12 protein-coding genes and 1 pseudogene are annotated in these 14,909 nt (G+C 73.0%); 4 read left to right on the top strand and 9 right to left on the bottom strand.

Going from position 1 to position 14,909, the window contains the following annotated elements:
* Positions 1-41 precede the first annotated feature (41 nt).
* From ACLB9X_RS26625 to ACLB9X_RS26610, 4 genes are read right to left on the bottom strand one after another with little or no spacing between them, the layout of a single operon-like run.
* Complete coding sequence (locus tag ACLB9X_RS26625; protein ID WP_410362946.1) at positions 42-491, bottom strand: GNAT family N-acetyltransferase; 450 nt, start codon at positions 489-491, stop codon at positions 42-44.
* A complete protein-coding gene (locus ACLB9X_RS26620; RefSeq protein ID WP_410362945.1) occupies positions 488-1,984 on the bottom strand; it encodes a tripartite tricarboxylate transporter permease in 1,497 nt (498 codons plus the stop codon). The genes ACLB9X_RS26625 and ACLB9X_RS26620 overlap by 4 nt, the downstream gene beginning before the upstream one ends.
* A complete protein-coding gene (locus tag ACLB9X_RS26615; RefSeq protein WP_410362944.1) occupies positions 1,984-2,508 on the bottom strand; it encodes a tripartite tricarboxylate transporter TctB family protein in 525 nt (174 codons plus the stop codon). The genes ACLB9X_RS26620 and ACLB9X_RS26615 overlap by 1 nt, the downstream gene beginning before the upstream one ends.
* Positions 2,505-3,488: a Bug family tripartite tricarboxylate transporter substrate binding protein gene (locus ACLB9X_RS26610; RefSeq protein ID WP_410362943.1), complete on the bottom strand. Its 984-nt coding sequence runs from the start codon at positions 3,486-3,488 to the stop codon at positions 2,505-2,507. The genes ACLB9X_RS26615 and ACLB9X_RS26610 overlap by 4 nt, the downstream gene beginning before the upstream one ends.
* A 132-nt stretch (positions 3,489-3,620) precedes the next feature.
* On the opposite strand from ACLB9X_RS26610, the gene ACLB9X_RS26605 reads away from it, so the two are divergent.
* Positions 3,621-4,307 carry a response regulator gene (locus ACLB9X_RS26605; protein ID WP_410362942.1) on the top strand — a complete coding sequence of 229 codons (687 nt, stop codon included), beginning with the start codon at positions 3,621-3,623 and terminating at the stop codon, positions 4,305-4,307.
* A gap of 10 nt (positions 4,308-4,317) precedes the next feature.
* Here the strand turns inward: ACLB9X_RS26605 and ACLB9X_RS26600 are convergent, their stop codons facing one another.
* Positions 4,318-4,686, bottom strand: coding sequence for a VOC family protein (locus ACLB9X_RS26600; protein WP_410362941.1), 369 nt, complete (start codon positions 4,684-4,686; stop codon positions 4,318-4,320).
* Between the two features lie 297 nt (positions 4,687-4,983).
* On the opposite strand from ACLB9X_RS26600, the gene ACLB9X_RS26595 reads away from it, so the two are divergent.
* The gene (locus ACLB9X_RS26595; RefSeq protein WP_410362940.1) at positions 4,984-5,991 is read left to right on the top strand and encodes a lytic polysaccharide monooxygenase; all 1,008 of its coding nucleotides are present in this window, start codon (positions 4,984-4,986) and stop codon (positions 5,989-5,991) included.
* Positions 5,992-6,230: 239 nt separating this feature from the next.
* Here ACLB9X_RS26595 and ACLB9X_RS26590 read toward each other — a convergent pair whose 3' ends face one another.
* From ACLB9X_RS26590 to ACLB9X_RS26575, 4 genes are all read right to left on the bottom strand, one after another.
* Positions 6,231-7,211, bottom strand: a complete 981-nt coding sequence (locus ACLB9X_RS26590; protein ID WP_410362939.1) for a hypothetical protein — start codon at positions 7,209-7,211, stop codon at positions 6,231-6,233.
* Entirely contained in the window at positions 7,208-10,639 is a 3,432-nt protein-coding gene (locus tag ACLB9X_RS26585; RefSeq protein WP_410362938.1) for a DNA polymerase III subunit alpha, read from the bottom strand. The genes ACLB9X_RS26590 and ACLB9X_RS26585 overlap by 4 nt, the downstream gene beginning before the upstream one ends.
* A gap of 297 nt (positions 10,640-10,936) precedes the next feature.
* Positions 10,937-12,022 carry a S1 family peptidase gene (locus tag ACLB9X_RS26580; protein ID WP_410362937.1) on the bottom strand — a complete coding sequence of 362 codons (1,086 nt, stop codon included), beginning with the start codon at positions 12,020-12,022 and terminating at the stop codon, positions 10,937-10,939.
* 147 nt (positions 12,023-12,169) lie between these two features.
* Positions 12,170-12,937, bottom strand: coding sequence for an IclR family transcriptional regulator (locus tag ACLB9X_RS26575; RefSeq protein WP_410362936.1), 768 nt, complete (start codon positions 12,935-12,937; stop codon positions 12,170-12,172).
* A 185-nt stretch (positions 12,938-13,122) separates the two neighbouring features.
* On the opposite strand from ACLB9X_RS26575, the gene hutH reads away from it, so the two are divergent.
* The gene (gene hutH / locus ACLB9X_RS26570) at positions 13,123-14,661 is read left to right on the top strand and encodes a histidine ammonia-lyase (protein ID WP_410362935.1); all 1,539 of its coding nucleotides are present in this window, start codon (positions 13,123-13,125) and stop codon (positions 14,659-14,661) included.
* 67 nt (positions 14,662-14,728) lie between these two features.
* Positions 14,729-14,909: pseudogene (locus ACLB9X_RS26565) on the top strand (urocanate hydratase); the annotation flags it as partial.

Genomic DNA, 14,909 nt, shown 5'->3' with positions numbered 1-14,909 from the left:
TCGCAGCCGCCACTGACAACCGGCTTGCGGCGGGCTCCGGTTCAGGTCAGCGGCTTGCGGTAGTGGAAGCGGTCGTAGGCGCCCTCGGTGCGCCGCTCGACGACCTCGTAGCCGTACCGCTCGTACATTCGCTGGTTCTCCCACATCTTCGCGTTCGTCAGCAGCCGCACCTCGGGCAGGCCGAGTTCCCGGGCGCGCGTTTCCACGAAGGCGAGCAGGCTGCGGCCGGTGCCCGTGCCCTGGGCGTCGGGGTGGACGGCGATGTTGTCCAGGTACAGGTGATCGGCCTCGGTCCTGATCACGACGAGGCCGATCACCGGATCGCCCACCACGAACACCCTCCCGGCGGCCACGTCTGCGGCGTGGTCCGCCTCCATCGGGGCCGGTACGAGACCGATCCGTTCGATGTAGTGGTGGTAGGCCGCGTCGGTCACGGCCTTCACCCTGGGAACGTCGTCGGTGGTGGCGAGGCGGGGCATGGCATGGGTCATGCCGTCACATTACGGCGGCGGACGATCACCTTCTTCAGCAGCGGCCAGGCCAGCAGGATCACGATCACCGTGTAGACGGCCACGGAGAAGGGTGTGTTGACCAGTCCGGTGACGCTGCCGTCGCTGATCTGCAGAGCGCGGCGCAGCTGCTGCTCGGCGGCCGGGCCGAGGATGACGCCGATGACCGCGGGCAGGACGGGCAGTCCGTAGCGCCGCATGCCGCATCCGATGAGGCCGATGACGAGCAGGATCACCAGGTCCAGCGCCTCTCCGCCGACGGCGTACGCGCCGACCGCGGCGAAGAAGAGGATGCCCGCGTAGAGGTACGGCCGCGGGATGCGCAGCAGCTTCGCCCAGACCGGCGCGAGCGGCAGGTTGAGCGCGAGCAGGAGCACCATGCCGACGAAGAGAGAGGCGATCAGGCCCCACACGAGGTCGGGTTCGCGCTCGAAGAGCAGCGGCCCGGGCTGGATGCCGTACTGCTGGAAGGCGGCGAGCATCACGGCGGCGACGGCGGTCGTCGGCAGACCGAGGGTCAGCATCGACACGAGGGTGCCCGCGGCCGACGCGGATGCCGCCGACTCGGGACCGGCGACGCCCTCGATGGCGCCGCGGCCGAACTCGTTCTTGTGCTTGGACAGCCGCTTCTCGGTCACGTAGGACAGGAAGGTCGGAATCTCGGCGCCGCCGGCCGGGATCGCGCCGAACGGGAAGCCGATGACGGGCCCGCGCAGCCATGCCTTCCAGGTGCGCTTCACGTCGGACCCGGCCAGCCAGGGGCGGCCGACGGGAATGGGCTCGCCCGTCGTGCGGCGCAGGTGGGCGGCGACCCACAGGGCCTCGCCGATCGCGAAGAGGCCGACGGCGACGATGACGACGTCGATGCCGTCCGCGAGTTGCAGCGAGCCGAACGTGAGGCGCTGCTGGCCGGTCATCTGGTCCAGGCCGACCAGACCGATGGTGAGGCCGATCAGCAGGGAGGCCAGTCCGCGGATGCGGGAGGAGCCGAGGACCGAGGTGACGGCGATGAAGGCCAGCACCATGATGGCGAAGTAGTCGGGCGCGCCGATGTCGACGGCGAGATCCGCGACGGTCGGGGCGAGGGCGACGAGCAGGATCGTGCCGATCATGCCGCCGGTGAAGTGGCCGATGGCGGCGGCGGCGAGGGCCTGGGCGCCCCGCCCGGCCTTCGCCATCGGGTTGCCCTCCAGCGCGGCGACGACGGCCGCGCTCTCGCCCGGGGTGTTGAGCAGGATGGACGTGGTCGAACCGCCGAACATCGCGCCGTAGTAGATGCCGGCGAACATGATGAACGCGCCGGTCGGCTCCAGTCCGTACGTCACCGGCAGCAGCAGCGCCACCGCCATCGCCGGGCCGATGCCGGGCAGGACGCCGATCGCGGTGCCGAGCAGCACGCCGATCGCGGCCCAGAGCAGGTTGATCGGGGTCAGCGCGGTGCCGAAGCCGTCGAGAAGGGAGTTCAGGGGATCCATCAGAGCACTCCCATCAGCGGACCGCCGGGCAGCGGGACGCCGAGCAGGTTGTTGAAGACGAAGTAGGTGACGACCGACAGGACCGCGGCGATCAGCGGGTCGCGGTCGTGGTGTCTGCTGCCGAGCGCGAAGGCGGAGCCCCAGAAGAGCAGCGCCCCGGCGATCGGGAAGCCGAGCGGGCCGATCAGCACGGCGAAGGCCAGGAAGACGCCGCCGAGGAGCAGGACCGTGCGCCAGTCACTCGGCTCGCTCAGGTCGATGTCCTCGCCGCCCTCGGCCTCGCCACGGCCGCCGCGCAGGACGTCCAGCGCGAGGAGGAGGGCGACGACCAGCAGGCCGGTGCCGACGACGACGGGGACGGTCTTGGGTCCCACGGGACCGCGCTGCGCGATCTCGACGTTCATGGTCAGCGCGTCGGTCAGCACGAGGACGCCGATCACGAGGAGCAGCAGGCTCACGCCGAGCTCGGAGTGCTCGCGCAGCCAGGAGCGGCGCCCCTCTGCGGTACGGGTGGAGTCGCTCACAGTCCCAGCTCCTTCAGCACCGAGTCGACCTCTTCGTCCTGTTCCTTCAGGAAGTCGCCGAAGGCGTCGCCGGCGAGGAAGGCGTCGTCCCAGCCGTTCTTCTTCAGGGAGTCCCGCCACTGCTTCGACGTGTGCAGTTCGGTGACGAGACGGACGAGCTTGTCGCGTTCCGCACCGCTCAGTCCGGGCGGGGCGACGATGCCGCGCCAGTTGGTGAAGTCGGTGTCGAGGCCGGCCTCGCGCAGGGTGGGGGCGTCGAGCCCCGGGACCCGCTGCGGGCCGGTGACGGCCAGCAGCCGCAGCTCTCCGGACTTGATCTGGTCGAGGTACTCGCCGACGCCGGAGACGCCGAAGGCGACCTTGTTGCCGAGGATCGAGGCGAGCAGTTCGCCGCCGCCGTCGAAGGGGACGTAGTTGACGGACTTGGGCTCGATGCCGGCGGCCCGGGCCATCAGCATGGGCGCGAGGTGGTCGGGGCCGCCGGGCGAGGAGCCGCCGCCGACGGCGAGCTTGCCCGGGTTCTTCCGCCAGGCGTCCAGCAGCTGGCCGATGGTCTTGTACGGGGAGTCCTTGGCGACCACGACGATGTCCTGCTCCTCGGTGAGCCGGGCGATCGGTGTGGTGTCGGCGAGGGTCGTCGGCGCCTTGTTGGTGTGCGCGGCGCCGACGACGCCGAGGCCCATGGACATGGCGAGCTTGCCGTTGCCGTGTTCGCCGACGAGGCGGGTGAGCCCGACGGTGCCGCCGGCTCCGGGGAGGTTGAAGACCTCGATGCCGTGGGTGAGCCCGGCGTCCTCGGCGTTCTTGGCGGCGGTGCGGGCGGTGATGTCGTATCCGCCGCCGGGGGTGTTGGGGACCATGAAACGCAGTCCGGGGATCTGCGTGCCGGCGTCGGTGCCGCCGTCCGTGGAGAGCAGCGGCGGTACGGCGATCACCAGCAGCGCGGCCCCGAGCAGGGCGATGGAGGTGCGCAATCGCACGGGGAGGGCCTCTCATGAGCGGTGGGAGGGAGTGGTGAAGTGGCCCACATGTTGCCTTCGCGTTAAGAAGCTGTCTCTCTTCCGGAATCAACGGACGTTGTGGTCCTTGTGGTCGCCGCCTAGCGTGTTCGCGTGACCAAGGTGCTGGTGGTGGACGACGACTTCATGGTCGCCAAGCTGCACAGCCGCTATGTGTCCGCGACGGAGGGGTTCACGGTCGTCGGCGTGGCCCACAGCGGTGCCGAGGCGCTGAGCGCCGCGGAGCGGCTGCGGCCCGATCTCGTGCTGCTCGACGTGTATCTGCCCGACATGGACGGGATCAGTGTGCTGCGCGAGCTGCGCGCGGCCGAGGCGGGCGACCCGGACCGGGTGAGCGCGGACGCCCTGTTCATCACGGCCGCTCGGGATGCGGCGGTGGTGCGGTCCGCGCTGCGGGCGGGGGCGCTGCACTATCTGATCAAGCCGTTCAACCAGGCGGCGCTCCAGGAACAGCTGCGGCACGTGGCGTCGCTGCGGTCGCGTCTCGAGCGGCTGGACGAGGCGCGCCAGGAGGACGTGGACCAGATCTTCGGCACCCGTCCGCCGGGGTCGCGCGAGCTGCCGAAGGGGCTCGCCGCGCACACGGCGGAGCTGGTCGAACGCATCCTGCGCGACCACCCGGGCGACCTGTCGGCCTCGGAGTGCGCCGAGGCGGGCTCGCTGTCCCGCGTGAGCGCCCGTCGCTACCTGGAGTACTTCGCGGAGACGGGCCGCGCCGAGGTGACGCTCCGCTACGGGGGCACGGGCCGCCCGGAACGCCGCTACCGCCGGGTGGGCTGATCCCCGCGAGTCAGCCGGACGCCGCCGGTGGCTGGTGGAGTCCGAAGGGGGAGCCCTGGTCGTCCTGGCAGAGCTGGAAGCGGCCGAAGCGCGCGACCGACTCCTCGTCACCGCTCAGGTCGGCGTCCTCGACCGTGCCGCCGAGCTCCCGGACCCGGGCGACCGCCGCCCGCATGTCGTCGACCCGGAAGAACACGTACGGGCTCGCGCCCGGATCCTGGCCGTGCACGCCACCGGGGACGCCGGCGGTGCGGATCGCGTAGCCGCCGCCCTCCGTCGTACCCGCCTCGAAGCTCCAGCCGAACAGGCCGCCGTAGAAGGTCCGGGCCCGCTCGGAGTCGCCAACGCCCAGCTCGAAGAAGGAGATCTCCCCGGCCATCGCTCGCTCCCGGCATCGTGACGGACAGTGCCGGTCCCACGCTACGGCCGTGGCCGGGGGGCCGCATGCGAGCGGCCCGCTTCCTGAGGCCCTTCTTAGTGTCACCTTAAAGGGAGCATAAGGATCGCCATTCCCCGCTCCCAGCAGGCGATTTCGCGATGATCAGGGGCTAGCTTGCTGATCGCCGGGGCCGGTTCGAGCAGTCGGCGCCGTAGTCCTACGGGGGGCCGCACCGCCCGCTCGAGCCGGGCCCCGCCCCTCATACGCCTCCGCCGTCATCCGAAGGAGAACGTCACCATGACCGCTCGCCGCAGGGCCGCCACGGTCGCCGCACTCGGTCTCGCCCCGGTCGCGCTGGCCGGACTGGCCGCCGCTCCGGCGGTCGCCCACGGGTCGATGACCGACCCGGTCAGCCGGGTGTCCGCCTGCTTCGCCGAGGGGCCGGAGAGCCCGGTGTCGCCGGCGTGCAAGGCGGCGGTCGCGGCGAGCGGCACGCAGGCGTTCTACGACTGGAACGAGGTCAACATCGCCAATGCCGCGGGCAACCACCGGCAGCTGATCCCGGACGGCGAGCTGTGCAGCGCCGGCCGTGACAAGTACAAGGGGCTCGACCTGCCCCGCGCCGACTGGCCCTCCTCTCCGCTCGCCGCGGGCAACCACACCTTCCGGTACCGGGCGACCGCTCCGCACAAGGGCACCTTCGAGCTGTACCTGACGAAGGACGGCTACGACCCGACCAAGCCGCTGAAGTGGTCCGACCTGGAGGCGAAGCCCTTCGCGAAGGTCACGGACCCGAAGCTGGAGAACGGCGCGTACGTCTTCGACGGCGTCGTGCCGAACCGGTCGGGACGGCACCTGGTCTACTCGATCTGGCAGCGCTCGGACTCCCCGGAGGCGTTCTACACGTGCTCCGACGTGGTGTTCGGCAAGGAGAGCGGCGGTGTTCCCGCGCCGGCCGCGTCCGCGCCCTCGGACCAGGAGATCGAGGAGGGCGCGGACAAGTCGACGGTGGACCACGGCGGTCACGGCGGTGACGACCACGCCGAGGCAGCCGCGCCCGCCGAGAAGCCCGACGCGGCGCCGTCGTCCGCGCCCGCCGACAACGCCCCCGAGGCGAAGGGCGCCGGTACGCCGTCCGCCGCCGCCTCGCAGCCCGCGGGCGAGAACCTTGCGGAGACGGGCGGCGACGGCAGCACGGCGTACATGGCGGTCGGCGGTGCGGCCGCGCTGGCAGTCGGCGCCGCGGCGCTGTTCGGCCTGGGCCGCCGCCGGCCCGCGGTGTCGGGCGGCCGCCACAGCCGCTGACAGCCTCTGGAGGCCGAAGGCGGCCGTCCGCTCCCCCGAGCGGACGGCCGCCTTGCCGGTGGATCAGCCGAAGCCGGAGGCGCGGGTGGCGGGCTCGGCGTGCGCCGGGTCGGGGGCGTTCCGCCACCTCGTGGCAGGCCACCAGGCCGAACACACCGATCGCGGCGCCGAAGGCCCGTGGACGAGGACGACGGGGCGGGGTCCGCCAACAACGCTCGGGCGCCGGGCGGTCCTGGGGCCTACGCGGCCAGGGAACCCGGTCCGACCGCGCCCGGGCCGAACCTGGCGCGGACCCGGTCCGCCACGGCCTCGATCCGGCGCGCCCGCTCGTCGGCCGGGTCGAACGTCAGCTGCCGGGTGGCGCGTTCGGCCGGCATCAGGCCCTCGGCACGCAGCGCCAGCCCGCGCACCCTGGCCCGCTGCAGTCCGAGCGACGCGTGCAGGGCGTACGCGGCGCCGGTGAGCGCCGCGGAGTGCGCGGTCGGCTCGCGCAGGGTGCGGGTGCGGACGGTCGTGGACCGGTCGGCGTAGCGCACGGTGAGGGTCAGGGAACGGCACACCTCGTGCTCGCCGCGCATCCGCGCGCCGAGCTCCTCGGCGAGCGAGAGCAGCGCCCTGCGGTGCTCCGTCTGGTCCAACTCGTCGAAGGGGAAGCTCCGTTCGGCGGCGACCGAGGAGGCGAGGGCGCCCGGGACGACGGTCGTACGGTCGATGCCGCGTGCCCGCTCCCACACCTCACGGCCCGCCCGCGCGCCCAGGATCCGCTGGATCACGGCGAGCGGCGCGTCGGCGACGCGCCCGGCGGAGTCGAGGCCGTAGGCGCACAGGGTGCGGGCCGTCGCGCGCCCCACGCCGTCGAGTGCGGCGACCGGCTTGTCCGCCAGGAAGGCGGCGGCCTCGTCCTCCGCCACCACCAGGGTCGTACCCGGCACGGCCTCCCGCGCCGCCATCCGGGCGAGCATCGGGCCGGGTCCGGCGCCGATGACGCAGTCCACTCCGCAGTACGCCAGCGCCCGCACCCGCAGCAGCGAGGCGAGTTCGGCCGTGTCCCGGCCGAAGTACCGTTCCGCGCCACGGACGTCGACGAGCGCGGCGTCGGGCGGCTGCGCCTGGACGACAGGACTGATGTCCCCGGCCACCCCGAGCAGGTCGGTCAGCATCGCCTCGGCCCCGGCCTCTGCGGACGCCGGGGGCAGCAGGAAACGTACGTAGAGGATCATCCGGCGCTCCCCGGGCTCTGGTGCCACAACTTCCTTCCGGTGGCGGCCGTGTCACCGGCCGGCCGCAGGTCGGCCCACGGGTTCATCTCGTAGCCCGTCGGCAGCTGGATGCGGCGGCCGCCCGTGGCGTCGCCGTCCGGGTGCTCGGCCGGGGCCGCCAGCCGGGCCGCGACCGCGTCGAGGCCGCCGGTGCGGCGCAGCTCCGCCAGTTCGGCCAGGTTCCAGGCCGCCGAGCCCACCACGCTGAGGCTGCGCGGTCCGCGCCGCTGCACCACTCCGCGTACCAGCAGCAGCCAGGAGTGGAAGACGGTGTGGGCGCAGGCGGCGTGGCTGTCGTCGAAGAAGGCGAGGTCGACCAGGCCGGTGCCGTCGTCGAGCGTGGTGAAGATGACCCGCCTCCCGGACCGGATCGGCGGCGTCTGGGTGGCCGCCTTGGCGCCCGCGACGAGCACCGTCTGGCCGTGCCGTGCGCCGCGCAGCCGCTGCGCGGAGAGCACGCCCAGCTCGGCCAGGAAGGCGTGGTGATCCTCCATCAGGTGGCGGGAGGCGTCCATGCCGAGCACGCCCAGCTCGGCGCTGAGACGTTCGGCGTCACCGAGGTCGGGCAGGCCGACGGAAGCGGTCTGCCGGCCCTGGGCGAGCGGGAGCTGGCTGCCGTACGACGCCGGTCCGCGTCCGCCGCGGTGGAGTTCGGCGAGGTGCAGCAGCAGATCGCGGCGGTTGGCGCCGAAGGCGTCGAGGGCGCCGACCTGGGCGAGCCGTTCGGCGACGGGCCGGCCGGGGTGGGCGCGCTGCCAGAAGTCCAGGAGTGAGGAGTACGGCTGCCCGGCCTCGATGCGCGCCTTCTCGGCCTCGCTGATGCCGTGGACGTCCGCGAGGGCGAGCCGCAGGCCCCACCTCCCGGAACCCTCGCCCCCAGACACCAGTTCGATTCGATGGGCGGCGCCCGACCGGTTCACGTCCAACGGCAGCACGGGCACCCCGCGCCGCCGCGCGTCCGCCAGCAGCAGCCGCTTCGGGTACATGCCGGGGTCGTGCGTGAGCAGCCCGGCGAAGAAGGCCGCCGGGTGGTGCGCCTTGAGCCAGGCCGACTGGTATGTGGGCACCGCGAAGGCGACCGCGTGCGCCTTGCAGAAGCCGTACGAGCCGAACGCCTCGACGATCTCCCAGGTGCGGGCAACCACTTCGGGCCCGTACCCCTTCGCCCCGGCGCGCTGCGCGAACCAGACCTTGATCCTGCCCTGCGACTCGCGATCGGAGAGCCCGCGCCGCACCCGGTCGGCCTCGTCCCGCCCGCAGCCGGTCATGATGTTCACGATCTCGATGATCTGCTCGTGGAAGACGACCACCCCGTACGTCTCCTTCAGCGGCCCCTCCAGGTCGGGATGCGGGTAGCGGACGGGCGCGCGCCCGTGCCGGGCCGCGATGAACGGCCGGACCATGTCGGCCGCGACCGGTCCCGGGCGGAACAGCGAGATGTCCACGACCAGGTCGTGGAAGTTCTCCGGCTGCAGCCGTCCGACCAGGTCGCGCTGGCCCGGGGACTCGATCTGGAAGCAGCCCAGCGTCTCGGTGGACCTGATGAGGCGGTAGGTGTCCGGGTCACCGGGCGGCAGGGAGTCGAGATCGACCTCCTCCCCCGAGACCCGGCGCACCTCGGCGACCGCGTGCGCCATCGCCGACTGCATCCGCACGCCGAGGACGTCGAGCTTGAGCAGCCCGAGCCTCTCCACGTCGTCCTTGTCGAACTGCGACATGGGGAAGCCCTCGCCGCTCGTGGGCACCACCGGGGTGCGGGCGAGCAGCGAGGAGTCGGAGAGCAGCACTCCGCACGGGTGCATGGCGACGCCGCGCGGCAGCGCGTCCAGCGCCTCGACCAGCTCCCACAACCGTTCACGCCGCTTCAGCTCCTTCGCGACCGGCTGGAGTTCGGGCAGCTCGTCGAGCGCGGCGCGCGCGTCGCGGGCCCGGATGTGCGGGAAGGACTTGGCGATCCGGTCGATCTCGGCCGGGTCCATCGACAGGGCCGCGCCCACGTCCCGCACGGCATGGCGCACCCGGTAGGTCTCGGGCATGGCGACGGTCGCGACCCGCTCCTCGCCGAAGCGGCCGATGATCGCGCGGTAGACGTCGAGGCGGCGGGCGGACTCGACGTCGATGTCGATGTCGGGCAGCACCCGCCGGCGCTTGGACAGGAAGCGCTCCATCAGCAGCCCGTGCTCGACCGGGTCGGCGTGCGCGATGCCGATGAGGTGGTTGACGAGGGAACCGGCCCCGGAGCCGCGCGCGGCCACCCGGACGCCCATCCGCTTCACGTCGTCGACCACCTGGGCGACGGTCAGGAAGTAGGAGGCGAATCCGTGGTGGGCGATGATGTCCAGCTCGTGGTGCATCCGCTCCCAGTAGGCACGCCGGCCCTCGTAGCCGCGCAGCACCATGCCGGCCGCGGCGCGGGAGGCGAGCACCCGCTGCGCGGTGCGGTGCTCCGCCCCCACGAGACGGGGCTCCGGGAAGTGCACGCTGTCGATCCCCAGGTCGTCCTCGGGGTCGACCAGGCAGGCGGCGGCCGTCTCCTCGGTCATGGCGAGCAGCCGGTGGGCGGTGTCGCGCCGGAAGCCGGCGGCCTCGGCGACCCGCTCGGCGGCACGGGCCATGGCGGCCGGGTCCTTGAGCCAGCGCTCGCCGCTGTCGAGTCCTTTGCGCGGGTCCAGGGGTATGAGCCGGCGGGCCGAGTCGAGGACGTCGGCGACCGGGCCCTGGCCGGGGTCCGCGTACCGGACGGCGTTGGTCAGGACGGCCCGTACGCCCTGGTCGGCGGCGAGGCCGAGGGTACGGGCGGCCTGCCGCAGCGAGCCGGGGCCGGTGCCGGTGCGGCCGTGGTCGACGACCTCCAGGCACAGCCGGTCGCCGTACCGCTCGCGCCAGGGGCCGAGCAGCACGGCGGCGCGGTCGGGGCGGCCGGCGGCGAGCGCGCGTCCGACCTCGGAGGAGGGGCCGAGGAGCACGGTCAGTCCATCGCCGTGGTTGTCCTGCCACGGCAGCAGTGGGCTCTCCCGGTCGGCCGCATGGGCGGCGGTGATCATCCGGCACAGGTCGGCCCAGCCCTGGCGGGAGCGGGCGAGGAAGACAGTCCGGGGCGCGGATTCGTCGACGAACGCGCCTCCGCGGACCGGTGTGCGACGGCGCTCGGCGGGCCCCTCCCGGTGTGCGCGCTCCCCCACCGCGAGGTCCACACCGAACAGCGGCCGTACGCCGGCGCCGGAGCACGCCTCGGCGAAGCGGACCGTCCCCGCGAGGGTGTCGCGGTCCGTCAGCGCGAGGCCGTCCATGCCCCGCTCGGCAGCGCACTCGGCAAGCCGCTCCGGGTGGGAGGCTCCGTATCGCACGGAGAACCCGGAAACGGTGTGCAGATGCGTGAAGCCCGGCATCCGCACCTCCTGGTCAGCCTCGTCTCACCTCCCCTGTCCCTTCCACCATAGACCAAGTTTCGAACATTCGTACGACAATCATGCGACGGTTGTCCGGACGCGCCGGTCGTGCCCCCACCTGCGGGAACGCCGGGTCCCACCGACAGGGACGCCGCACACAAGAAGCCCCGCCGGCGCTTGAGGCGCGGGGTTCGGGCCGGAGCCCCGACGCCGGGCTCGCAGCCGCCCCGCCAAGAGCGGCGCGCACACGTGAGGGGCCCGGGGGCAGTGCCCCCGGGCCCCATCGTCACACCAGGGTCAGCCGATCTCCGCGCCGAACGTCGACAGCGCCTCCGTCACCGGCTGGAAGAACGTCTCCCCGCCCGACGAGCAGTCACCGCTGCCCCCCGACGTCAGACCGATCGCCGTGTCGCCCGCGAAGAGCGAGCCGCCGCTGTCGCCCGGCTCGGCGCACACCGTGGTCTGGATGAGGCCCTCGACGATGTCGCCGTTGCCGTAGTTCACGGTCGCATCGAGTGCGGTGACCTCACCGTCGTGGACCTGCGTCGTGGAGCCGCTGCGCCGCACCTGCATGCCGACGGTCGCGTCGCCCGCCTTGGTGATGGCCTGCGCGCTGCCGTCGTAGAGGTTGACCTCGCTCGGGTGCGCGGTGTCCCCGCTGTACTTCACCAGCGCGAAGTCGTTGCCCGGGAACTGCGAGTCGACCATCGTGCCGACGGCCGCGCCGCCCGCCGAGTCCGACCACTCGCTGCCGGACTCGCCGCAGTGTCCGGCGGTGATGAAGTGCGGCTCGCCGTCCTTGACGACGTTGAAGCCGAGGGAGCAGCGCCCGCCGCCCGAGTGGATCGCGTCGCCGCCGGCGATGAACGGCCTGAACTCGCCCGCTGTACGCCGGAGTTCGGCTTTCGCGCCGAGGCCCTTGACGACCTCCTGCAGCTTGGCCAGCTCCGCGCCCCCGACCGTACGGTCCGCCGTGACGAGCAGCCTGTTCGCGACCGGGTCGGTCGCCCAGGACGTGCCCGGGATGCGCGCCTTGTCGGCCAGCGTCTGCCGAGCACCCGTCAACTCGGCGAGCGTGTTCTCGACGATCCGGGCCTTGCCGCCCGCCTCGCGCACGGTCTGCGCGGCGTCCTCGGAAAGGACGTTCACCACGAGGGCCTTGGCCTCGGGGTCGTAGTATGCCCCGGCTCCGTCGGCGCCCAGGTCCTTCGTCAGCGAGACGGCGAGTGTCCCGGCCGCCGGCGCCGTCAAGGACTTGAGGGCGTACTGCTCGGTGCTGTCACTGGCGTTCGCACTCTGGAACGTGACGGCCGCGGCGATCAGGGCGACGACCGCCCCGCCCGCAACTGCCGCTCTTTTCCTGGGTATGCGCCGGTGCTTCACGAGATGACCTCCTGTGGGGGCCGCGCCCGGGCAAGTGGGGTGCCCGGGCGCGGAGGATGGGCCGCCCACTATTCCGAGGCGTCACACTCGCACACAAGGCCGACCGCTGGACGGGCACACGACAACTCGCGTGCGTTCACGGCCTCTTCACAGAGGCGGTACACCGCCCACCCGCCGGCTCAGTTCACCGGCCGTGCCCGCGACCTGTTCGGCGATACGCCCGCGCTGCTCCGCATCCACCTCGTCGGCAGGGAACGTCACCGCCACACCCGCGATGGGGTGGGCGCTGTGGTCGAGCACGGGCGCGGCGACCGAGGAGAAGCCACGCGTGACCTCGCCCTCCTCCGTCGCGTATCCCCGGCGCCGTACCTCGACCAGGAGGGCGCGCAGGGCCGAGAGGGACCGGGGCCCGGCCTCGTTGCGCATCACGAAGGCGGACGGGTCGGGGAACAGCGCCCGGACCTGGCCCTGGGCGAGCCGTGCGAGCATCGCCCGGCCGCTGGCCGTCAGGTGAGCGGGCAGTCGGACCCCCACCTCCGTCACCAACGGGGCCCGGCCCGGCGCCCGTTCCTCGATGACGTAGATGACCTCGCGGCCGTGCAGGACCGCGAGGTGGGCGCTGTGTCCCGTGCGGTCGACCAGCGCGGCCAGCGGCACCCGGGCCAGCCGCTGGAAGGGGGCCTGGCGGCTGTAGCCGGAGCCGAGTTCGAAGGCGCTGACGCCGAGTCCGTAGCGGCGTTCCTCGGCGAGGTGCACCACGAACCCCTCGCGCACGAGCGTGTCGAGGAGGTGGTACGTCGTCGAGCGGGGCAGCCCCACGTCCCGGCTGATGGTCGCCGCCTGCACCGGCCCGGCCTGCCGGGCGAGGTAGCGCAGGACGGCCAGCACCTGTGCGGCGGCGGGAACGATCGACATGCGGCGACGCTACCGCGCCCCCACCCGCAGGATGCCCCCGGCACGCGCCGCCGCCGTCCCGGCGCTCGCCTCCCGTCCCGACCCGATCAACCCGTCTGGGATACCAGACCCAGCGTCTTGGATACCAGATAGAATCTCCCGGCGGGGCATGGTGGCACCGCCCTGACCTCGTGCTTCATGGACGCATGGCAAATGTTCTCGTAGACGTCGGCGCGCTGTCCGCCGACGATGTCGTGTCCGTCGCCCGCCACGGGGCCACCGTGTCGCTGTCCACCGCGGCCCAGGACGCGATCGTCCACAGCCGCAAGGTGATCGAGGCCCTCGCCGGTGACCCGACCCCGCACTACGGCGTGTCGACCGGCTTCGGCGCGCTCGCCACCCGGCACATCCCCACCGAACTGCGCGCACAGCTTCAGCGCAGCCTCGTCCGCTCGCACGCCGCCGGCACCGGCCCCGAGGTCGAGCGCGAGGTCGTCCGCGCGCTGATGCTGCTCCGGCTGTCGACCCTCGCCACGGGCCGCACGGGCGTCCGGCTGGAAACCGCGCAGGCGTACGCCGCGCTGCTCAACGCCGGTATCACCCCGGTAGTGCACGAGTACGGATCCCTCGGCTGCTCCGGCGACCTGGCTCCCCTCGCCCACTGTGCGCTCGCCGTCATGGGCGAGGGAGACGTGCGGGACGCCGACGGTGTCCTGCGCCCCGCGGCCGAGGCGCTGGCCGCGGCCGGCATCGAGCCCGTCACGCTGCACGAGAAGGAGGGCCTCGCGCTCATCAACGGCACGGACGGCATGCTCGGCATGCTGATCCTGGCCTGCCACGACCTGCGCCGGCTGCTCGCCACCGCGGACATCGGCGCCGCCATGAGCGTCGAGGGCCAGCTCGGCACCGACGCCGTCTTCGCCGCCGGCCTCCAGGCCCTGCGCCCCCACCCCGGCCAGGCCGACAGCGCCGCCAACCTGCGGGCCCTGCTCGCCGGGTCGGCGATCGTCGCGAGCCATCGCGGCCCCGAGTGCACCCGGGTGCAGGACGCGTACTCGCTGCGCTGCTCCCCGCAGGTCCACGGCGCCGCCCGCGACACCACGGCCTACGCCTCGCTCGTGGCGTCCCGCGAGCTGGCGAGCGCCGTCGACAACCCCGTGGTGACCCCCGACGGGCGGGTGGAGAGCAACGGGAACTTCCACGGCGCCCCGGTCGCCTGCGTGCTGGACTTCCTCGCCATCTCCGTCGCCGACGTCGCCTCGGTCGCCGAGCGGCGCACGGACCGCTTCCTCGACGTGGCGCGCAACCACGGGCTGAACGCGTTCCTCGCCGACGACCCCGGCGTGGACTCGGGCCACATGATCGCCCAGTACACACAGGCCGCCATCGTCTCGGAGCTCAAGCGGCTGGCCGCGCCCGCGTCCGTCGACTCCATCCCCTCCAGCGCCATGCAGGAGGACCACGTCTCGATGGGCTGGTCGGCGGCCCGCAAGCTGCGCCGCGCCATCGACGGTCTGACGCGGGTCGTCGCGGTGGAACTCCTCACGGCCGCCCGCGCCCTCGACCTGCGCGCACCGCTGGCGCCCGCCCCGGCCACGGCCGCGGTCGTCGCGGAACTGCGCCGGGACGTACCGGGGCCCGGCACCGACCGCTACCTCGCACCCGAGATCGAGGCGGCCGTCCGGTGCGTCGCCTCCGGCCGCGCCCTGCGCGCCGCCGAGTCCGTCACCGGTCCGCTCGTCTGACCCTCGTCCGTTTCCCCGCTCCGTCCCACGGCGGCCCTGCGAGGCCGCCACCGAAAGGAAGACCATGTTGGAAGGCGCACGTCCCGTCCGCGCAGCGCACGGCGGCACTCTCACCACCCTCGGCTGGCAGCAGGAGGCCGCTTTGCGGATGCTGCAGAACAATCTGGATCCGGAGGTGGCGGAGCATCCGGACAAGCTGGTGGTGTACGGGGGGACGGGGAAGGCGGCGCGGGACTGGCGTTCGTTCG

This window comes from Streptomyces sp. 5K101 (assembly GCF_046506645.1).
GTDB lineage: Bacteria > Actinomycetota > Actinomycetes > Streptomycetales > Streptomycetaceae > Streptomyces.
Note: the sequence above shows the minus strand (reverse complement) of the source record. Positions and strands in the feature narration are given on the sequence as shown.